Genomic DNA, 20,841 nt, shown 5'->3' on the forward strand with positions numbered 1-20,841 from the left:
CTCCCCCACACCGGCTTCTGACGTTGGGGTTGGAACGTTCTCGCAATCCCGGCGAGCCTCACGAAATTTGCATTCCTGCTTTATCCGTTTATATGTATTTCAAAAGCCAGCCGGCCCACCCTCCACCGCCGGGTGAAGTCAGTCCCAGCGCGGGCGAAATCAATTCGGGGCACGCATGATGAAAAAAGGTTCACTATTCCCGAGAGGGAAATAAAAGTCATGCGTTCGATATCTGCGGCGGTCAGACGCCACGGGTAGGCGGTGCTGCCACGGCCGCCACTTCACCCTGATGAGTGGAGGACTCCGCGGTATGCACATCGACACCGGCTCCGTCTCCGAGCGGAGCACGAGCCTCACCGCCAGGCGACAGCGGCCCGCCGCTCCGCACGTCGAACCCGACCGGAACCACCACCCCGAGAACTCCCCCGCACCGCTCCTGCCGCGCGTCTACGTACCGCGGCCGCGCCTCGCGCAGCAGCTCGACGAGGTGACGCGGGGCGCGGTCGCCCTGATCGTGGCTCCGACGGGGGCCGGCAAGACCCTGGGCGTCGCCGGCTGGCTCCGGACCACCTCCTCCCCGCACGCCCGGGACGCCACCTGGCTGGACGCCGACGACACGTGGACGCCCGAGCGGCTGTCCGCCGCGCTCGGCGACGCGAGCTCGTCCCCGGCCCTGGTCGTGATCGACGACGCGCACCTGCTCCCCGCCGCGACCCTGCGGCTCGTCGACGAACGGCTCAACAGCGCGCCGGAGTCGATGCGTGTGCTCCTGCTGAGCCGCCGGGCGCTGCCGCTGACCCGGCTGGTCCCCGAGCTCCTGGGCAACTTCGCGATCCTGCCGGGGAGCCTGCTGCGGCTCGGCGAGACCGAGTGCAGGTCGCTGGTGGCGGAGCACTCCCGGTCCACGGACCGCCGGGTGATCGACGCCGTGACCCGGCACGCCGACGGCTGGTGCGCGGCCGCGGTCCTCGCCGCGCGCAAGCTCGCGGCCGCCCCGGACCCGGTGGTCGCGGCGCGCCTGCTCTCGCACGACACCGCGTCGATCGCGACCCGGGTGGCCGGCGAGGTCTTCAGCATGCTTACCCCCCGGCAGCGCCACCTCCTGCTGTGCATCGCCGGAGAGGGTGTCGTCAGCGTCTCCACGGCCGCCCACCTGACGCACGACCCGCACGCCGGGGAGGTCCTCGCGGAGCTGGAGGACACGGGGCTGCTCGTCACGCGCGTGGCGGACGCCCCCGACGACTGCCCCACCGGGGACGGCTTCCGGGTCCACCCGCTCCTGAAGGAGATCGTCCGGCAGCACCTCGCCGCCGGCGGCGTCGACGCGGTCCGGGCTCGTTCGACCGTCGTGCGCGCGGTCCGGCTCGACCTGGCGCGCGGCCACCTCTCGGGCGCGTTCAAGCGCCTCGTCGACATCGGCGCCCCGACGGAGGCCGCCGACGTCCTGGCCCGCGACGGCGTGCGCCTGGTCCTCGACCACAGCGAGCAGGACGAGGTGACCGGGTTCGTCCGGGCGCAGGCCGAGCTCGTCGAGGACCGGCCCGACACCTGGTTCGCCATCGCCCTGGGCTGCTGGCTCAACGACGACGTCGAGGGAGCGCGGCACTGGGGAGACCGGATCCTGCACGCCGGCCACCGGACGCCGTCGTCGGCGGACGACGAGGAACCGCTCGACGCACGGATCGCCTGTGTCCGGCTGTGGCGCTTCGCGCTGGGGCTCGAACCGGCCTACGCCGCCGTCGGCCACGCGAAACGGGTGCTCGCCGCGGCACAGACCCTTGCCGGCGCGCGCGAGACCGACGCCGAGATCCTGCCCGTGCTCGCCAACGAGCTCGGCATCGCGCAGAACTGGCTCGGCGAGCTCACCGACGCCGAGGCCAGCCTGACGCTCGCCGTCAGCCTCTCCCACAACCAGGGCCTGGGACATCTCGAGAGCTGCGCGCTGAGCCACCTCGCCTTCACCCAGTACATGCGCGGCCGGGAGCGGGCGTGCGTCGAGCTGGCCGGCGACGCGGTCGCCACCGCCGCCGCCCAGGGCGGGCAGCCCCTCCGGTTCGTCTCCGCACGGGCCAACCTCGCGGGGCTGCTCGCACGCCTGCTGGACGTGCCCGCGCCCACCGACACCCCGGTCGCGGACTTCGCCGGCGCCCGGTACCACAACGGCGACCTGTGCACGCGCTTCTGGTTCCGGATCTGGGACGCGCGCCAGGCGGTGCTCGCCGGCGACGTCGCCGAGGCACAGCGGCTCCTGTCCGGCCCGGGCGAGTGCCTGCGGCTCACGGACGACCAGCTCCCCGAGCACCTGCGGGTCGCCCTGCTCGTCGAGCGCGCGTTCGTCGCGACGCTGGCCAGCGACCGGGACACGCTCAAGTCGCTGCACGGCACGCTCGAGCTGCTCGGCGCCGTCGGCGAGGCCGCGCTCGTCCAGGGGCTGCGGGCCGACCGGGACGGTGAGCGGCGGGTCGCCGCCGCCGCCTTCGAAGTGGCCGCCGCGGACGCGACCTACGCGCAGCCGCCCACCCGCGCCCTCGCCCTGGCGTGCGAGGCCCAGCTGCTCGACGCGCTGGGCGACCCGCAGGCCGCCCGCGAGCGCCTGGCGGAGGCGGTCGCGGTGACCGAGACCCGCCGGAACGCCTCCCCCTTCCTCGGCTGGGTGCGGCAGGGCACGCCCATCGAGACGCTGCTGCGCCGGTTCGTCGGCCGCCCGGCGGTCGGCTGGCTCCACGAGCTCGTGACCATGGCGACCGGGCGGGCCGACATCACGGCCGTCTACGCCTCCGTGACCGCGACCCCGCACGAGCTGGACGAGGTCGGTCAGGCGCTCGTCCCGCCCGCGCTCAGCCCGCGGGAGCGGGAGGTCCTCAACGAGCTGGCCCGCGGGGCCACCTACGCGGACATCTCCGTGGCGCTGTTCGTCTCGGAGAACACGATCAAGACGCACGTCTCCAGCCTGTACGTGAAGCTGGCCGCGTCGTGCCGCAGCGAGGCGCTCAAGGTGGCCCGGAGCTTCCACCTGATCTGAGCGCCCCGCCGCACGTCAGGGCCCGTCAGGGCACGTCAGTCGCGGGCCATCGCCGCCCGCAGGTGTCCCTCCAGGTCCACGTACGCGTCGTCCGCGACGTCGAACACGACCTTGTGGATGGTGCCGCCGGTGAACTCGAACCGGGAGCCGGCGTACTCGCGGGAGACCGCGTCCCCGCTGTCGTAGCCGATGCACAGCCCCTCGCCGCACAGCGAGAAGTGGCCCAGGACGGTCCTGATCTCCTGCTCCGCGACCATCTCGTCGTCGATCCAGAGCCGCAGGGGGCCGATCCCCTCCCGGTGCTCCCCCATCCGCTCCTTGGCGAAGTCCACCCCGACGACGTGCCGGCCGCTGGTGGGCGCCGGCGCGGAGATCTGGATCTCGGGCGGAATGCCGAGGAAGTTGTAGGCGTACGTGAGGGTGCCGTCCTTGATGAAGAGCGCGTGACCGCCGAACCGCGAGCCGTGGGCGAAGACCACGCCCGCCGTTCCGGGGTTCAGGTCCAGGTCCGCCAGCACCTTGTAGGAGACGCCGTGCACGTTGGCGGCCGAGCGCTCCGGGATCTCCGAGGTGCCCGGGTAGTACGTGTACTGGCCGGTCGGCGGCACCGGGACGCTGAACTCCATCTTGATGAACGTCTCGAAGTCCTTCGGGTTGCCGATGACCTGGAGGTCGTTCAGGGGCAGCACGTTGTTCGCCGCCGCCTCGGCGAGCCAGAGCGCCTTGAGCTCCTCGACCTTCTCGGGGTGCGACGCCGCCACGTCGTGCGCCTCCGACCGGTCGGTCTCGGTGCGGAAGAGCTGCCACCGGTCCTCCTCGAACCGGCCGGTGCCGCTGACCGGGCCGTGCTCGGTGACCGCCTTCCAGCCCCGGTGCCAGATGCCGCGGTTGCCGAACATCTCGTAGTACTGCGTCTCCTTGCGGGTCGGGGCCTCCGCCTCGTCGAAGGAGTAGACCATCGACACCCCGGACAGCGGGGTCTGTTCGACGCCGTCGAACACCTTCGGGAACTCCACCCCGCAGGCCTCGAGGATGGTGGGGACCACGTCCGTGCAGTGGTGGTACTGGTGCCGCACCTCGCCGCGGGCGGCGATCCCGGCGGGCCAGTGGATCACCATCGGGTCGCTGATGCCGCCCTGGTAGACGTACCGCTTGAACATCCGGTACGGGGTGGAGAACGCGGCGGCCCAGCCCGTCGGGTAGTGGTTGTACGTGTCGGGGCTGCCGAGCTGGTCCACCATCGTGAGGTTCTGCTCCAGGTCGTCCGGGTAGCCGCCGAAGATCTTGCCCTCGTTGACCGAGCCGTCCGGGCTGCCCTCCCCCGAGGCGCCGTTGTCCGCGCAGTAGAGGATCAGCGTGTTCTCCAGCTGGCCGGACTCCTCCAGGTAGTCGACGATGCGGCCCACCTGGGCGTCCGTGTACTCGGAGAACCCCGCGTACACCTCCGCCATCCGGCAGAACATCGCCTTCTCCTTCTCGTTCAGCTCCGCCCAGGGCCGGACCCGGTCGGTCTCCGAGAAGGTGCCGTCCGGCATGGGGTTCAGGTCGGTGAGCTCGGTGCCCTCCGGAAGGATGCCGCGTTCGATCATCCGGGGCAGCACCCACTCCCGGTAGGCCTCGTACCCGTCGTCGAACACGCCCTTGTACTTGTCGATGTACTCCTGGGGCGCGTGGTGCGGGGCGTGGTTGGCGCCCGGGCAGAACCACAGGTACCAGGGCTTGTCCGGCTCGGTCTGCTTGGAGTCCCGGATCATCCGCAGCGCCTGGTCCGCGAGGTCCTTGGACAGGTGGTAGCCGTCCTCCGGGCCGTACGGCTGGTCGATGTACCGGTTGCCCTCCGCCAGGGACGGGAACCACTGGTTGGTCTCGCCGCCGATGAACCCGTAGAACTGGTCGAAGCCCTGCCCGAGCGGCCAGCGCTTCTTCGAGGCGCCCATGGTCCACTCGTCGATCGGCACGTTGTGGTTCTTGCCCACCCAGAAGGTGCTCCACCCGGCCTCGCGCAGCACGCTCGCCATGCTCGCGTTGGACGGCGGGATGTGCGAGCTGTAGCCGGGAAAACCCGTCGAGCTCTCCGAGATGGTCGCGAACCCGTTGAGGTGGTGGTTGCGGCCGGTGAGGAACGTCGACCGCGTGGGCGAGCACAGCGCGGTGGTGTGCCACTGCGAGTAGGTCAGGCCGCCCGCCGCGAGGCGCTCCATCGTGGGCATCTGGATGCGCCCGCCGTACGGCGACCAGGCGGCCTGCCCGGTGTCGTCGTACAGGACGACCAGGACGTTGGGCGCACCCTGGGGCGCCTTCTGCGGGAGGAACGCCTCCCAGTCCCCCTGCGAGTCGCGGACGTCGAGCTCGATCTTGCCCCGGAACTCCCGTGCCATGTCGGACCTCCTCGTAGCGGTGGTGCCCGGATCATCCGCAGCGCCCGCGACGGCACACCTCACCCGAACTAGGTGAACGCCCCAGGTCACCCACCGACTTGGCTGACCCGCGTGGACCTGACCTCGGCAACGCCCCGCTGGCTCGGCCCCTCGCTCCGCGGGTACCGCCGCACGTGGCTGCGGGCCGACGTCGTGGCAGGGCTGGCCGCGGGCGTCGTCGTGGTGCCGCAGGCCATGGCCTACGCGACCATCGCCGGGCTGCCGGTATCCGTCGGGCTCTACACCTGCATCGTCCCCGTGCTGCTCTACGCGCTCCTCGGCGGCTCGCACACCCTGAGCGTCTCGACGACGTCGACCATCGCGGTGCTGACCGCCTCCGCGCTCGCGGGGGCCGGCACGGCGCCGGACGACCTGCTCGGGGCCGCCTTCACGCTCACCGCGCTGGTGGGGGTGTGCCTCCTGGTGATGCGGCTCCTGCGGCTCGGCTCGCTGGTGGAGCAGATCAGCCCCGCGACCCTGACCGGCGTGAAGGCCGGCGTCGGGCTCACCGTCGCGGTGACCCAGCTGCCGACCCTCCTGGGCCTGACGGTGCCGGACCGGGACGCCGGGTTCTTCGGCAAGCTCGCCGACGTCGTCGCCGCGCTCCCCACGACGCAGGCCCTCACGGCGATCTTCTCGGTCCTCGCGGTCGCCACGCTGCTGGTGCTGCGCCGGGTCGCGCCGCGGGTACCCGCCGCCCTGGTCGTGGTGGTGGCCTCCGTCCTGCTGGTCGTCCTGACCGACGTCGAGGACCGGGGCCTCGCGCTCATCGAGCCGGTGCCCGCCGGCCTGCCAGACCTCAGCCCGCCGCTGTGGGACGCGATCCCCGGCCTGTTCCCCGCCGCACTGGCGATCGCCGTCATGGCCTTCCTGGAGACCGTCCTGGTCGCCCGCGCGCAGCGGCAGCGGTCCGAGCCGACCGTCGACAGCGACCAGGAGCTGCTCGCGGTCGGCGTCGCAGCCCTGGGCGGCGGCCTCACGCAGTGCCTCCCGCCCGCGGGCGGGTTCTCGCAGAGCGCGGTCAACCTCGGGGCAGGCGCCCGCACCCAGGTGGCCGGCCTCACGACGGCGGCGCTCGCCGTGCTCGTCGCGCTCTTCCTGGCGCCCGTGCTGAGCGACCTGCCGGCGGCGACGCTCGGCGCCCTGGTGCTGGTCGCGGTCGTCGGGCTGGTGTCGCCGGCCGAGTACCTGCGGCTGTTCCGCATCGACCGCACGGAGTTCTGGGTCGCGATCGCCACGACGGCGATCGGGCTCACCGCGGGACTCCTGCCGGCCGTCGGGGCCGGCGTGGTCCTGACGCTGTTCCTGGTGCTGCGCACGGTCAGCCGCAGCGCCGTCCGCCCGCTGTACGCGGCACCCGACGGCGGCTGGACGCCCAACCCGCCGCCCGGTCCGCCCCCGCGCGCAGGCGCCGGGCCCGCCGGGGTGGTCCTGCTGCACCTCGACCGGTCGATCTTCACCGGCAACGCGCGACCGACCCAGGACGACGTCCTCGCCGCCGCGCTCAACCACCGGCCCACGCCGCACGCCGTGGTGCTGGAGGGCACGGCGGTCCTCCGGGCCACCATCCCGCTGCTCGACGCGCTTGAGGCGCTCGACGCGGACCTCGCCCGCGAAGGGACGATGCTGCTGCTCGCGGCGTTCCCCCCGGACGTCCGCCGCCAGGCGGCGGCGTCCCGCTGGTGGGCCGCCGCGGAGCGCGACGAGCGGGTGCTCCCCACGGTTGACGCCGCGGTGGCCGCCGCGAGCGCACGGGAGGCGCAGGCATGAGCGAACCGGACGACCTCGCCGCCACCGCGCCGCGCGGCGACGCCGCCTCCCGCCGACCGCCGCGGTGGCTGCCCCGGGCGCTGGTGCTGGTCGTCGTCGCCGTCTACCTCGGGGCGTTCGGCTGGTACGCGATGGGTGCCCTGCGCGGCCTGGCGGTGAACGTGCTGATCGCGTTCTTCCTCGCGCTGGCCCTCGAACCGCCGGTGGTCTGGTGTGTGCGGCACGGGTGGCGCCGGGGCGCGGCCGCGGCCGTGGCGCTCGGCGGTTCGATCGTCCTCGTGGGGGTGGTGCTCGGGCTGTTCGGGAACCTCTTCGTCCAGCAGCTCATCCAGCTCCTGGACAACCTGCCCGACGTGTACGCGGTGATCCAGGACCGTGTCGCGCAACAGTTCGGCATCGCCCTTCCCGACTCCGACGACCTGCTGCGCGAGGTCCTGACGAACTTCGGGGACGACGTCGCCTCCGGCGCGCTGCTGGTCGGCGCCTCCGTGATCGGTGTCCTGTTCGCGATGCTGACCATCCTGCTGGTGACCTACTACCTGCTGGCCGCGGGGCCCCGGCTCCGGGTCGCGGTGTGCCGCTGGCTCACGCCGGCCCGCCAGCAGGAGGTGCTCACCCTGTGGGAGATCACCCAGGTGAAGGTCTCGGACTTCATCAGCTCCCGCATCGTGCTCGCCGCGTTGTCGAGCGCCTTCACGCTCGTCTTCCTGCTGATCGTCCGCACCCCCTACGCGCTGCCGCTCGCGGTGTTCGTGGGCGTGGTGTCGCAGTTCGTCCCGACCATCGGCACCTACCTCGGCGGGGCGCTGCCCGTCGCCGTGGCCCTGACGTCGCAGGGCCTGCCCCAGGCGCTCGCCGTCCTCGCGTTCATCATCGGCTACCAGCAGCTCGAGAACCTCTACTTCTCCCCCAAGGTCTCCGCGCGGGCGCTGGAGATGAACCCCGCAGTGAGCTTCCTCGTCGTGCTCGGGTTCGGCGCCGTGTTCGGGGCGCTCGGGGCTTTCCTCGCGCTGCCGATCGCCGCGACGGTCCAGGCGACGGCCAACACCTACCTGCGGCGGCACGACCTCATCGAGTCGCACATGCTGCGCGACCCGAACGGGTGGCAGGAGGTCGACGGCGGCAACGGGAAGGGCCGGGACCGGGCGGAGCCGGAGCCGGAGCCGGAGCCCTAGACGATCTTTGGGAAGACCGCGAGGAGGCTCACGCCGAACAGCAGGAGCACCCCCGCACCCGCCAGCACGGTCCAGGACCTGCGTGGCGAGTCGAACCGGTTGGCGAGCGCCCCGAAGAACAGCACGAGCGCGAACAGCACGGTGAGCAGCGTGTAGTTGTCACCGCGGCGGTTGTCGGTCAGCGCGTCCTCGAAGTACGCGTCGGCGCGGGCGTCGGCCTCCTGCGCCTCGACCCGGCCGGGCGGCACGTACGAGTCCAGCGCGAAGGGGCTCGCCGGCGCGTCCGCGTTCTTCCGCGGACGCGCCGCGAGCCACTCGTCGAAGGCGGGCGTGAAGTGCTCCGTGAAGCGCTCCCGCGTGCACTCGGCCAGCTCCTGGTCGTCCTCGGCGGTCGCCTGCAGCCAGATGCCGAACACCTGCAGGTCGACCGCCCGCGCCGCCTCCGCCGTCGTCGCCTGGCGGGTGGCCTCGATGCGCTGGGTGGACGCGCGGGAGAACGCGATGGACATCTCCCCGCCCCACTTGCTGGCCTCGAAACCGCTCCACGCGGTGAGCACCGCGGTGACCGCGAGGAGCGCCACGGCGACGTTCTCGACGGACCAGCGGGACACGGTCCGTCGTCTCTGCTCGCTCATGGCGCCCCCTCGTGTCGCGACTACGTCAGCAGCCGAGCTCGTCCGCCATGGCCTGGCGGGCGTCCTGCACCTTCGCTGCCTCGTCCTTCAGCGACGTGGCGGCGTCGGACACCGTCTCGTCCCCCTGGACGTCGTCGACGGCCTGCTGCAGGCCGTCCCACGCGTCGTCGAGCGCCTGGCCCCGGTCCTCGGCCACGTCGGCGGTCGCGTCCTTCAGCTCCTGCCACGCCTGGCGCACCTCGTCCCGCGCCGCGCCGACCTCGTCCACGGTGGCGTCCGGGGTCACCGTGGTGTCGAAGTTGTCCAGCGCGACGTTCAGCTGTTCCGCCGCGGCGCAGGCCTGCTCGGTGTTCTCCTCGGGTGTGTCGCTGGAGCAGGCCGCCGTGCCCAGGAGCATCAGGCCCACCGTGACCACCGCCGTGACCGCTGTCGTTCGCCTCATGTCGATCCTCTCTCAGCCCAGGAGCTTTGCTTTGGCGTCCGCGAACTCGGCGTCGGTGAGCACGCCCTTGCCGTGCAGCTCGCCGAGCTGCGCGAGCTGGGTCAGGAGCGCGTCGTTCGCGCCGTCCGACGGCGGCGCGGCGGGTGCCGGCTGCACCGGTTCGTACTGCGGCGGCGGCTGCTGGGGCGCGTACTGCTGAGGCGCGGCCTGCTGGGCCTCGTACTGCTGGGCCTCGTACTGCTGCTGCGCGCGGTTGGTCTGGCGTCGGTTGATCGCGCCGGCGGTGGCCGTGGCGGTACCGGCGATGACCGCCGTGCGGGCTGCCGTGCCGATGAGGCCGGGCCGGCCGAAACGTCGTAAGGGTGCCATGTCGATGCTCCGTTCGGTGGTGGTGCGGCTCAGAGGGGGGATGCGGCGGTGTCCGCGAGCGCGGCGATCTCGTTGACCGTCACGGCGGGCACCCGTTCGTGCAGGATCACGTCGGCGTCGGCGCTGATCGCCGCGGTCACCAGCTCGCGCGACCACGTGTGCTCGATCGCGAGCACGAGCACGGAGGTGCCCGGCTCGACCGCCGCGGCGATCTCCCGCAGGTCCTCGTCGCCGGTCAGGCCGGAGGCGGGCAGCTCGACGGCGACGAGGTCGATCTCGTCGCCGAGGTCCTGTGCCTCCAGGATCTCGACGTCGCCGGCCTGGTCGCGGCGCACGACGGCGAGATCGAGCAGGGTGACGGCGCCCGCCACGGCGACGTCGAGCACGGCCTGGGCGACCGAGGGCGGGATGCGCGGCGTGTCGAAGGCGAGCCCGACGAGCTCTACGGGTCCGAACGAGGGTTCCATGACTACCTCCAGGGCGAGATGACAGGTGCGACAACAGACAGGTGCGACAACGGGTGCGGTCCGGCGGGCGCCGGCCCGGTTCAGTGGTGCACGGTTCAGTGGCTTCCGGGGCGGCCCCGCATCCGGCGGCTCACCGTGACGAACACGCCGCCGGCCACCAGGAACAGGAGGGCGAGCAGGGCCGTCGGGAGCGCGTTCACGCCGGTCCACGGCAGGGTGCCAGGCTCTGTGCCTGGCACCGGCCCTGGCCCCGGCCCGGGTCCGGGCCCGCTGGCGCCCCCGCCACCCTGGTCCCCGCACCCGTCGGGCAGGGCGGCGCGGTCCGCGGCGAACGTCGCGGCCAGCGGCGTGACCAGGGCCGTCAGCGAGGCCGAGGCGACGCCGTCGGCCGACGCGCCCCACGTGTTGGTCACCTCGACGGGCAGGCAGACGTCGTCGCCGGCCGGCAGGTCGAACGACGCCGACCGCGGGTCGCCCTCGGCGGGGTCCGCCTGCGTGGTCGTCCCGTCGACGACGATCGTGACGCTGTCGGCGCTGCCGGCGTCCGTCTCGGTGACCTGGCACGTCGCCCCCAGCGGCAGGTCCTCGTACACCGCCGTCCAGTCGTCGGCGGCGGACAGGGTGCGGGACGGGCCGCCCGGGATCTCGACGTCCACGGCCGCGCCGTCGACGTCCCGCGTGCAGGCCAGCTCCACGGTGAAGACGTCGTCCTGGTGCGCGGCGGCGTCCGGCCCGGACAGGGTCTTGACCACCTCGACCCGCCCGACGTCGAACGTGTTGGTCACCGCGAGCGCCGCCGGGTCGCCGGCCGGCACGACGGCGGTGCCGGGTGCGCCGTCGCCCACGACGGAGAGCGTCGTCGAGGTGGCGCCGCCGGTGGCGGTCTCGGTGACGGCGCACTGCGCGCCGACCGGCAGACCGTCGTACACGACCGGGCTGCCCGGGACCAGCTCGCGGACCGCCCCGCCGGGGATGCCGATCGGGTCGCCCTCGAAGGTGCAGGCCAGGGTCACCTCGAACGGGCCGGCGCCGTACAGCGCCGCTCCGTCGCCGTCGACCGTCTTGTCGACCGTGATCGCGCCCAGGTCGAACGTGTTGGTGGCGGTGACCTCGACGGTGTCGCCCGACCCGACGGTGACGCGGCGCGGCGAGATGCTCGTGGACGTCGCCCCGCCGTCGCCGGGTTCGGTGACGCGGCAGACGGCGCCCGTCGGCAGGTCCGGGACCTGCGCGGTGAGCGGGCCGGCGGCGCCGAGCGTGACCGTGCCGTCGTAGACGACGCGGCGCCCGTCCCCGGTGTCGTCGAGGGTGCACCGCACCGCGAGCGTGAAGGGTCCGGTGCCGTAGGCCTCGGCGCCCTCGCCGTCGACGACCTTGACGAGGTCGAGCGCGCCCACGTCGAACTGGTTGGTGAAGGTGAACTCCGTGGTGCTCCCGTCCGCCTCGTCCGGCGTGACGGTGGTCGTGCCCTCGGTGCCGTCCGTGACGACGGGGTCCTGGCCCTCGTGCGTCACCGTGACGTCGACCGAGGCCGCGCCACCCGTGTCCGACTCCGTGGCCGTGCAGTCGGCGCCGACGGGCAGCCCCTCCAGCACGACCTCCTCGCCGTCCTCGATCGTGACCACCATGGGTCGCAGCGGCCCGTATCCGGTGGCGTACACGGGCTCGTCCAGGAACGTGCACTCGACCGTGACCTCGAACGGCCCGTAGCCGACCGGGTCGCCGTCCTGGTCGACGGCGGCAGTCACGACGTCCTTCGACAGGACCAGGCTCGCCAGGTCGTACCGGTTCACCGCCGTCAGGGTCACGACCTCGGGCTCCCGGCCGATCGTCGCCGACCCGACCACGAGCGCCGTCTGGCCGCCCGCGGGGTCCTCGGTGACCGTGCACTCGGCGCCGTAGGGCAGGTTCGGCACCACGACCGGGGTGCCGGGCGACACGGTGACCGGGATCGGGTCGAGCTGCTCCTCGACCCAGGTGCCGACGGCCGACGTGCACCGCACCGTCAGGTCGAACGAGTCGGGCGCGTACCGCGCGCCGTCCCCCGTGACCCGCTTGACGACCTGGAGCGACCCCGTGGCCGTCGCGACCCCGACCTTGGTGCCCTCGGTGGGCAGCAGGTCGAAGGACCCCTGGTCCGCCTGCACCACGCCGGAGGCCGCCGCGGAGTTGTACGCGATGGACCCGTCACCGGCCTCGGGTGCCTCGGGCGGCGTGGTCGTCGTGCCCTCGTAGGCGATGGACTCGCCGGGCTCCAGCGGGTCGTCCTGCGTGAACGTGACCACGACCTTCAGGGCGGTGATCGTCTCGAAGACGGCGTCGCCCTCCGTGCCGGTCAGGCGCACCCAGCCGGTCTCGGGATCGTCCGTGGGGCACACCGGCTCGGCGCCGGGGTTCTCGATGTCGTCGCGGCAGTAGTCGGTGGCCGTCGTGTAGTAGAAGGCCACCTCCGCGCCCGGCGGCGGGTTCACGAGCGTGGGCATCGGATCGTCCGTGGGGATCGGCCTCCACTGGGAGCCGCGCGCGGACTGCGCGTAGGACCCGGTGTCGCCGGGGACCGGCAGGCGGTCGTAGCTGACCACCTTGGTGATGGGCAGGTTGCCGACGTTGTCGATCCGCACGCGCCACGTCTCGTCGTGCCCCGGCGGGACGACCGGCGTGCAGGGGTAGGCGTAGAACCCGTCCGCGTCCGGCGTGCACGTCGTGTCCGGGTCCGCCGCGGGGTCGACGACGACGTCGAGCTCGTCGTCGTCCGTGGCCTTGACCACCTTGGACTGGGCGAGCACACCGGCGGGGATGCTCGTGACGTCGGCGTCGGCCTCGCAGGCGCCGGTCGCCTCGTCGAGCCGGGCGGCGCACTCGTCCCACGGCCGGTCGCCGGTGACGCCCACGGTGTTGTCCACCACGGTGCGCGCGGGCAGCCCCACCCGGAACCGCACCTGCACCGTGATCGTGTACGTCTGCCCGACCTCCAGCACCGACCCCTCCGGGAACGTGAACCGGAGGTTCTCCAGGTCGCCGGTCTGGTCGACGGTCACGTCGGCCGCGTCGGTCGGCAGCGGCGTGCCGCCCGCGGGGTCGGGCGGGTCGCCGGCCAGCGCGTAGGAGTACGGCTCGTCGACGTCGGCCAGCCGCAGCTGCGCTCCCCCGGCGTCGACCGGCATCGGGTCGGTGACCACGAGGTCGGAGACGGGGCGGTTGCCGGTGTTGGTGACCGCGAGGTTCATGGGGAACACCGCGTTCGGCCCCTCGGTGCCGCCCGTCACCGTGCCGTCGAAGTCCTTGACCACCTCGACGCCGTTCTCCGCGTGCACGAAGAGGATCTGCGCGTCCGCGCTGTCGTCGGCGCTCACGGGGACGGTGTCGCCGGTGCCGGGGTCCACCACCAGGTCGGCGCCCGTGATCGTGCCGTCCACCTCGTTGCTCGCAACTCCCGGATCGGTCTCGCCGGGTGCGGGCGGGTTGGCGGCGAGGTCGGGCAGCACCGGGCCGCCCGTGCGCAGGTCCGCACGCCGCTCGACGTCCATCGGCACGGTCTGCGTCGGCGTGGCCGGGTTCTCCCAGATCGAGCCGTCGGTCCGGGTGAACGTGAACCGCAGCCCCTGCACGTCGCCCGGGGCCACCCCGTCGGGCAGGGCGAAGGTGCCCGACGGCGTGCCGGTCACCCAGGACCCGCCGCTCACGGTCACACCCGTGTCGTCGCCGGTGAACGTGCCGCCGGTGAACGCGTCCACCTGTACCTGCTGGATCGGCGCGACGAGTGTGGCGTCCGCCGCGAAGCCCGCGAAGTCGTACTGGTTCCAGAACCGTGGGTCGTCGTCCGTCAGGACCAGCTCGACGGCGCGGGACGGCCCCTGGGGCGTCCCCGACAGCGTCATGCGCACCGGCCCGGTGCCGGGCTCGACCACCTGGTCGGGGTCGAACGACTTGCCGACGACGAGGCCGATCGCGGCGTCCTGGAGCACCAGGTCCGCGTCGTCCCAGGCGAGCGGCGCGTCGGCGTCGGTACCGCCCGGGTCCGCGACCTGCGCCGCCGCCGTGTCGGGTACCGGTGAGTAGCCCGCCACCGTCACGGGGTCGCCGGTGTACCGGTCGAGCTCGCGCAGCTGCAGCGTCAGGTCGACGCTGCCCGACGCCTGGCCCGGGATCCGCCCGTCGAACAGCACCTCCACCCCGGTCACGTCCTGCAGGTCGGCGGCGGTGAGCGCCTCGGCCTCCGCCTCGGTGTAGGTCGCCGTCGACGTGCCGCTCCCGTCCCACGTCGTGAGCGTCACCGTCGTCGTGTCGGCCCCCTCGGGCGGCGTGATCACGATCTGCCGCAGCGTGAACGCGTCGAACGGGGACGTACCCGGGCCGACCTGGACGTCTCCGCTGCCGGTCAGCCCCGGTTCGACGAGGCGGAGCTGGTCGACCCGCGCGAGCGACTCGTTCGTGCCCGTGATCGACACGGTGGTCGACGGGTAGAACTGTGCGGGGGTGCCCGACGGCGGGACCGAGATCGGCCCGCCGGTCCAGGTCTTGGTGACCCCCGCGTTGATCGGCTCGTCGATGATCAGCACGTCCGCGTCGGCGGTGTCGGTGTAGACGTCGCCACGGAACGTCGCGTCGGCCCGCACGGTGTCGTTCACCAGGCCCGGGTCCGTGGTGTTGTAGATCGTGCCGTTGGTGGAGCCGAGCACGGGCGAGCCGTCGCCCCGCCGCTCGTCGCGGACCTCGAAGGTGAGCTGGAGGTGGCGGCCGTCGGCCTGGGTGGACCGGGCCACGCCGTCGCCCGGCTGCGGCGTCGTCGGGTCGGTGCCCGTGGTGCGGGACGGCGACTCGTCGTAGGTGAGCCGCACCGACGTGGCCGCGGCGCGTTCGCCGGCGGTGAGGGTGTAGCCCGGGAACGTGCCGTCACAGGCTTCGGGACAGGGGTCGCCCGCGGCCCGGACCCAGGCCCCGCCGACGAAGAGCTCCACGCTCGACACCTGGTCGTACCCGATCAGCGGGTCGACGGCCGGCGTGACCGGCTCGACGCGCACGAGGTCGAACGCGTCGTAGAACGAGTCCGCGATCGGCGTGCTGTCCGGGTCGGCGATGTCGGAGAGCACCATCGGGTCGACGCCGGAGAAGCCGTTGGTCGACCAGGTCAGCTGCGCCGTCACCTGGTCGCCCGACCGGGCCAGGACGCTCGGCGGGTCACCGCCCAGGAACGACTTGTCCACGAAGTCGAGGTCTCCGGACCCGTCCACGGGGAAGGGGTCGACCGTGGCGCACCCCTCGGCCGGGTCGGTGGGGTCCACCGTGCCCGACGACGCGCTCGACGCGCCGCAGTTGGCGATCGGGTCGTCGCGGTCCGCGGGGCCGTCGTACGCGGCCGTGAAGTTGGGCTGGAACGACGTGCCGGGCGGGAAGCCGTCCTCGGAGTCGTAGACGAACTGGACGCCCTCGGCGCCGTCGGGCAGGTCACAGCTCACGGTCTGCGGGCCGGTCCACGGGCCGCAGTCCGGGGCGGGGACCCACGCGCTGCCGTCCCAGTAGTTCACGGTGAGCGTCGCGCCGGCCGGCACGTCGGTGGTCCGCACCGACGTGGCGGTGAAGTTCGCCCAGAACTCCCCCGGGTTCGCGGGGTCCGTCGGGTCCTGGATAACCACCTGGTTCGCCGACGTCGTGGACCCGTCCGGGCCGAAGGGCAGCAGCTGGGACGGGAGCTGGACCACCACGCTCTGGCCCGGGACGGCCGGGACCGTCGACGGCGAGATCAGCTTGTCCGTCCGGGTCGCCAGGCGGTCGGACAGCGTCACGAGGTCCGCCGAGGCCGTGTCCTCCGCGTTCGGGATGGTCGCGGTGACCTCGTTGGCGTGCGTGACGTCGTCGGCGTCCTGGTCCGGGTCGGTGTCCGCGGTGAACGGGACGGACGCCGCGGCCCCGGTGACGATCGCGCCGGTGAACTCGACGGAGAACCCGACCACCGCGCAGCCCGCAGGAGGGTTCGGCAACGTGCCGGCCGTGGTCGTGCTCAGGCTCGGCGTGGAGCCGTCCGCGCAGGTGAAGGTGACCGTCGCGGCGTCGGCGTCGGCGGGCCACCCGATGCCCGTGCCGTCCCCGGACGGGCCGAACCCGGTGAACGTGAGCGGGTCGTCGCCCTCGAACGGGCTGGGCGTGCCCGGCGAGGGCTCGGTCAGGGTCAGCGACGTCGTGGGGTCGCCCGTGCTCGTGGCGCCCAGGGTGACCGTGGTCGGCTCGCCCGCGCTCACCGTCGCGGGGTCGAACGACTTGCTCGCCGTGACGCTGTTGTCCGGCGGCGTGATGACGTAGGTGTCCTGCGCGGTCGCGGGGTCCGACTCGTCGCCGTCGAGCACCACGACGGAAGAGACGTCGTTGGTGACGGTCGTCGCGTCGGTCAGGTCGGTGACGTTCTCGCGCTGCTCCACCTCGACCGGGATCGTGGCGGTCGCCCCCGGCTGGATGTCGCCGCTGAACGTGTAGCGCACGCCCCGCACCGAGGCCGGGTCCACCGAGTCGTCCAGCGGCAGCCACTGGCTGCCGTCCCAGTACTCCTGCGTCACCGTGTCGGCGTTCGGCGGGAGCGTGATGTCGCCGGTGCCCGTGTACCCGAGGTACGTGAACGGGCTGGGCGTCGCGCTCGGGTCGACCGGATCCTGCACGACCAGCTCGTCCACGGCGTCGTTGGAGGCGTTGGTCGCGGTCAGCGTCATCGTCGCGGCCGCGCCCGGCGACGCGATCGCGCCCGCCGGGTCGATCGACTTGGTCGCCTCGGACTCCAGCACGAGCGGGACGACGGGCGTCACGGTGGCGTCCGACGACGCCTCCGGTGCGTTGTCCGCGGTCACGGTGGCCGTGTTGGTGATCGGCACGCCGTCCTGGCTGTGGGGCAGGTCCGGGTCGACCCGGGCCGTGACGATGATCTCGCCCTGCGCACCGTTCGGGACGCTGGGCCACGTGGCCGTGACCGTGTCGGTCCCGGTGTCGGCGACGATCTCGCCGCCCGCCGGACCGCTCAGGATCGAGGCACTGACCAGCACCAGGCCGTCCGGCAGCGCGTCGGTGACCACGGCCCCGGTGCACGGGTCGGCGTTCGGGTCCGAGCACGAGATCGTGATGGTGTACTGCACGGTGTCGCCGGGCTCGTAGGGCCCGGAGCTGAGCTCGCTCTTCGCGATGCCCCACTCGGCCGCCGCGGCCGACGGCGCCGTGAGGAGCACGAGCGGCAGCAGCATCGCCGCCACCCCGAGGGTGGCGAGCGCGCGCCGCAGCCGTCGTCCCGGCCATCGAACCCGCTTCGCCCCGGGCGCCGTCACGCGGCTCGCCCGGCCCGGGCGGCCGCGGACCGCGCGACCCCCGCGACCAGGCCCAGGATCGCGAACCCGACCACGACGTTGATCAGCGCGCTCGCCAGCTTGCTGTCGAGGGCGGCGTCGGTGGCGAACGGCGCCACGCCGGCCACGACCGTGGCCAGGCCGACGATCCAGCTGAAGAACGACAGCGCCCGCGGCGTGCTCAGCAGCAGGAGGTGGACCAGGGCCACCGCGAGCAGCGCGGCGGCGGCAGCGGCCACCATCAGCCCGATCGTCGAGGCGTCACCCCAGACGCCCTCCCCCTCCGGGGCGAGGATCGGGATCCCGAAGACGCCGCGGAAGACCACCACACCGACCAGCGCGATCAGGGCCACGACCAGGGCCGTCGCCACGCCCCCGGACCAGAGGACCCGGGCGTCGACCGCCCGTGACTCGGGTGCCGGACCTTGCGGTTGCTGCTGTTGGTAGGCCATTCCACGTCCTGTTCCCACGGCTTGAGACGGTTCCACGGCTTGAGCTGGCCCCGTGACCTTGCGTGGCCGCGCGGGGCGGCGCCCTCACCCGTTGCGGGTGAAACGGGGCCGCCGCCGGGGTCGAGGTCGGGGCTGCTGGTCAGTCCATCCGGGTGGCGAGCTTGAGCCGGTCCATGCCCGTCGTCGCGTCGGGGGCCCCGAAGTCGAACGTCACCGACGTCAGGGTCCCGGTGAAGGGGAACAGCCCGCGGTCCGCGTACTCGTCGCACACGGGCGAGACGCAGTCCATGCCGACGTCGAAGGTCTCCGTGCCGCAGCGCATCGGGACCTGGCGCTCGATCCGGGTACGCGCGGCCTCCGCGCCGTCGACCCGGAGCACGACGGTCGCGGGGCTGCCCGGCTGCGGGGCGTCCGGCGTGAACTCCACGACGACCGTGTGCGACCCGGGCGTCAGCGGTGACGCGGAGACCGCGTCGTAGCGCTCGATCCCGAAGTAGTTGTAGTGGTACCGCGCTCTGCCCTCCCACAGGAAGAGGGAGAACCCGGCGGCGTCACCGCCGAGCGCGCACAGGACACCTTCCGCACCCCCGTCGGGGATCACCACCGGCACCGTGATCGTGTGCGGCACGCCGATCATCTTGGGGGCGGAACCCTCGGGCAGCCGCACCATGCCGGGGTGGAACACCACCCGCTGCCGGCCGGCGAAGTAGTTCGGTCGCAGTGTCGTGTCGAGCCGCTCGGCGAACCGGTCGTCGATCGGCAGCACGTCGTACTTGGCGGCCTCGGCCATGAACCGGTCCTGCAGGTCGCGCAGGCGGTCCGGCTCCTGGTCGGCGAGGTCGACGGACTGGCTGTAGTCCCGGGTGATGTCGTAGAGCTCCCAGGTGTCGTCGTCGAACGAGTACGTGCCGGAGGTCTCCCAGGGCAGGCGGCCGTGGCGGCACGAGGCGATCCAGCCGTCGTGGTAGATCGCCCGGTTGCCGAGCATCTCGAAGTACTGCGTCTGCCGGCGGCTCGGCTCTGCGGCGTTCCCGGTGTCGAAGGTGTAGGCCAGGCTGGTGCCCTCGACCGGCTTCTGGACGTAGCCGTTGACCGAGGTCGGCTCCCGGACGCCGACGACCTCCAGGAGCGTCGGCACGATGTCGATGACGTGGTGGAACTGGGTGCGCAGCCCGCCCCGCTCGGCGATGTGCTCGGGCCAGGACACGATCATCCCGTTGCGGGTGCCGCCGAAGTGGGACGCGATCTGCTTGGTCCACTGGAACGGCGTGTCGCCCGCGTGCGCCCAGCCGACCGCGTAGTGCGGCGACGTGCCCGGCATGCCCCAGCGGTCGAGGAAGCCCAAGGCCTCGTCCACCGTCGGCTGTTGGCCGTTCAGGCTCATGATCTCGTTGGGCGTGCCGACCAGCGAGCCCTCGCCGGAGGAGCCGTTGTCGCCGAGGATGTAGATCACGATCGTGTTGTCCAGCTCGCCGATCTCCTCGAAGGCGTCGACCACCCGCCCGACCTCGTGGTCCGTCGCCTCCAGGAAGTCCGCGAAGTTCTCGGCCTGCCGGGCGAACAGCGCCCGGTGCTCCGGCGCCTGGCTGTCCCACGACGGGATCTCGTCGGGCCGCTCCGTGAGCCCGCTGCCCTCCGGGATGATGCCCATCCGGAGCTGGTTCTCGTGGACGACGCGGCGGTACTCGTCCCAGCCCAGGTCGAACCGGCCCTGGTTCCGTCCGCGCCAGTCCAGCGGCGGCTGGTGCGGCGCGTGGGCCGCCCCGGGGGCGAAGTACGTCAGGAGCGGGCGGTCGGGGGCGATCGCCTTCTGGGACCGGATCCACGCGATGGCGTCGTCGGCCAGGTCGGTGGTGAGGTGGTAGCCGTCCTCCGGCCGGGCCGGCGGCTCCACGGGAGTCGTGTTCCGGATCAGCGAGGGGTAGAACTGGTCGGTCTCACCCGAGATGAACCCGTAGAAGTAGTCGAACCCCTGGTTCGTCGGCCAGTTGTCGAACGGCCCGGCGGCGCTGGTCTGGTTGTCGGGCACGTTGTGGTTCTTGCCCCACCAGCCGCACGCGTAGCCGGCGTGCTTGAGCAGGTCGGCCATCGTCGCGCAGCTCTTGGGGATGATGCCGCAGTAGCCCGGGTAGCCGGTCGCCATCTCCTGGATGACGCCGGTCGCCACCGTGTGGTGGTTGCGCCCCGTCAGCAGCGCGGCGCGCGTCGGCGAGCACAGCGCCGTCGTGTGGAACTGGTTGTAGAACAGCCCCCGGGCGTGCAGCCGCTCGGCGGTCGGCATCCGCACCAGTCCCCCGCTGACGCTCGGCCACCCGAACCCGACGTCGTCGAGCAGCACCAGCAGGATGTTCGGGGAACCCTCCGGCGCCTGCCGGGGCGGCGGGAAGTCCGGCTCCGACTCGGTCGCGTACGCGCCGATCCGGACGTTCGGGAAGTCCCACTCCGGCTCGGGCAGGTGGTACCGGTCGAGATGCAGCGGGAAGGCCTCGGACGGGCCGGTGGGCTGGTCGTTCATCCTGCTGCCTCCTGGTGGGCGCACGTGCGCGGCTCCTGCCGTCGAGGCGAGCATCTGAGGGCGCCGCCCCTGGGTGCTCACCCGAAGCGGGTGACACCCCGCGCGGCGGTGCCGACCGAGTCTTGTCGTGCCTCGTATTTAACGTTAAAGTCGCGCTCGACCGGATCCCGCTCGTGCAAAGGAGCACGTAGATGGCTCGAACGTCCGTATCTCAGACAGGCCCCGCCCGAACGATCCGACGGGGACGACGAACGCTCG

Annotated in this window: 11 protein-coding genes; 3 read left to right on the forward strand and 8 right to left on the reverse strand. The window is 72.7% G+C overall.

Annotated features, from left to right (window positions below; translation table 11 throughout):
* Window positions 1–310: 310 nt before the first annotated feature.
* The gene (locus ACFV9Q_RS06805; RefSeq protein WP_377233741.1) at window positions 311–3,022 is read left to right on the forward strand and encodes a LuxR C-terminal-related transcriptional regulator; all 2,712 of its coding nucleotides are present in this window, start codon (window positions 311–313) and stop codon (window positions 3,020–3,022) included.
* Window positions 3,023–3,057: 35 nt separating this feature from the next.
* On the opposite strand, the gene ACFV9Q_RS06810 is transcribed toward ACFV9Q_RS06805, so the two are convergent.
* A complete protein-coding gene (locus tag ACFV9Q_RS06810; RefSeq protein ID WP_377233742.1) occupies window positions 3,058–5,400 on the reverse strand; it encodes an arylsulfatase in 2,343 nt (780 codons plus the stop codon).
* A gap of 111 nt (window positions 5,401–5,511) precedes the next feature.
* Between ACFV9Q_RS06810 and ACFV9Q_RS06815 the strand changes: the two genes are divergently transcribed.
* Both ACFV9Q_RS06815 and ACFV9Q_RS06820 read left to right on the forward strand, forming a co-directional pair.
* Window positions 5,512–7,209 carry a SulP family inorganic anion transporter gene (locus ACFV9Q_RS06815; RefSeq protein ID WP_377233743.1) on the forward strand — a complete coding sequence of 566 codons (1,698 nt, stop codon included), beginning with the start codon at window positions 5,512–5,514 and terminating at the stop codon, window positions 7,207–7,209.
* Window positions 7,206–8,384 (forward strand): AI-2E family transporter, encoded by a 1,179-nt coding sequence (locus tag ACFV9Q_RS06820; RefSeq protein ID WP_377233744.1) that lies wholly within the window; start codon window positions 7,206–7,208, stop codon window positions 8,382–8,384. The genes ACFV9Q_RS06815 and ACFV9Q_RS06820 overlap by 4 nt, the downstream gene beginning before the upstream one ends.
* Here the strand turns inward: ACFV9Q_RS06820 and ACFV9Q_RS06825 are convergent.
* The 7 genes from ACFV9Q_RS06825 to ACFV9Q_RS06855 all read right to left on the reverse strand — a co-directional run bounded on the left by ACFV9Q_RS06825 (window position 8,381) and on the right by ACFV9Q_RS06855 (window position 20,583).
* Window positions 8,381–9,019 carry a hypothetical protein gene (locus tag ACFV9Q_RS06825; RefSeq protein WP_377233745.1) on the reverse strand — a complete coding sequence of 213 codons (639 nt, stop codon included), beginning with the start codon at window positions 9,017–9,019 and terminating at the stop codon, window positions 8,381–8,383. The genes ACFV9Q_RS06820 and ACFV9Q_RS06825 overlap by 4 nt on opposite strands.
* A 25-nt stretch (window positions 9,020–9,044) precedes the next feature.
* A complete protein-coding gene (locus ACFV9Q_RS06830; RefSeq protein ID WP_377233746.1) occupies window positions 9,045–9,461 on the reverse strand; it encodes a hypothetical protein in 417 nt (138 codons plus the stop codon).
* A gap of 12 nt (window positions 9,462–9,473) precedes the next feature.
* Window positions 9,474–9,830, reverse strand: coding sequence for an SHOCT domain-containing protein (locus tag ACFV9Q_RS06835; protein WP_377233747.1), 357 nt, complete (start codon window positions 9,828–9,830; stop codon window positions 9,474–9,476).
* 29 nt (window positions 9,831–9,859) lie between these two features.
* Window positions 9,860–10,297, reverse strand: a complete 438-nt coding sequence (locus ACFV9Q_RS06840; RefSeq protein ID WP_377233748.1) for a DUF6325 family protein — start codon at window positions 10,295–10,297, stop codon at window positions 9,860–9,862.
* A 95-nt stretch (window positions 10,298–10,392) separates the two neighbouring features.
* Window positions 10,393–17,598, reverse strand: coding sequence for a DUF5979 domain-containing protein (locus ACFV9Q_RS06845; protein ID WP_377233749.1), 7,206 nt, complete (start codon window positions 17,596–17,598; stop codon window positions 10,393–10,395).
* Window positions 17,595–18,068 carry a DUF6069 family protein gene (locus ACFV9Q_RS06850; protein ID WP_377233750.1) on the reverse strand — a complete coding sequence of 158 codons (474 nt, stop codon included), beginning with the start codon at window positions 18,066–18,068 and terminating at the stop codon, window positions 17,595–17,597. Before ACFV9Q_RS06850 ends, ACFV9Q_RS06845 begins: the two co-directional genes overlap by 4 nt.
* 139 nt (window positions 18,069–18,207) lie before the next feature.
* Window positions 18,208–20,583, reverse strand: a complete 2,376-nt coding sequence (locus tag ACFV9Q_RS06855; protein ID WP_377233751.1) for an arylsulfatase — start codon at window positions 20,581–20,583, stop codon at window positions 18,208–18,210.
* Window positions 20,584–20,841: the final 258 nt, after the last annotated feature.

Origin of the sequence: Promicromonospora sp. NPDC059942 (assembly GCF_042731755.1) — a bacterium.
Taxonomy (GTDB): domain Bacteria; phylum Actinomycetota; class Actinomycetes; order Actinomycetales; family Cellulomonadaceae; genus Promicromonospora.

Excerpts from the sequence above, each read along its gene's own strand:
- ACFV9Q_RS06805 (WP_377233741.1), top strand. The coding sequence starts at position 311 with ATGCACATCGACACCGGCTCCGTCTCCGAGCGGAGCACGAGCCTCACC.
- ACFV9Q_RS06810 (WP_377233742.1), bottom strand. The coding sequence starts at position 5,400 with ATGGCACGGGAGTTCCGGGGCAAGATCGAGCTCGACGTCCGCGACTCG.
- ACFV9Q_RS06820 (WP_377233744.1), top strand. The coding sequence starts at position 7,206 with ATGAGCGAACCGGACGACCTCGCCGCCACCGCGCCGCGCGGCGACGCC.
- ACFV9Q_RS06825 (WP_377233745.1), bottom strand. The coding sequence starts at position 9,019 with ATGAGCGAGCAGAGACGACGGACCGTGTCCCGCTGGTCCGTCGAGAAC.
- ACFV9Q_RS06830 (WP_377233746.1), bottom strand. The coding sequence starts at position 9,461 with ATGAGGCGAACGACAGCGGTCACGGCGGTGGTCACGGTGGGCCTGATG.
- ACFV9Q_RS06835 (WP_377233747.1), bottom strand. The coding sequence starts at position 9,830 with ATGGCACCCTTACGACGTTTCGGCCGGCCCGGCCTCATCGGCACGGCA.
- ACFV9Q_RS06840 (WP_377233748.1), bottom strand. The coding sequence starts at position 10,297 with ATGGAACCCTCGTTCGGACCCGTAGAGCTCGTCGGGCTCGCCTTCGAC.
- ACFV9Q_RS06850 (WP_377233750.1), bottom strand. The coding sequence starts at position 18,068 with ATGGCCTACCAACAGCAGCAACCGCAAGGTCCGGCACCCGAGTCACGG.
- ACFV9Q_RS06855 (WP_377233751.1), bottom strand. The coding sequence starts at position 20,583 with ATGAACGACCAGCCCACCGGCCCGTCCGAGGCCTTCCCGCTGCATCTC.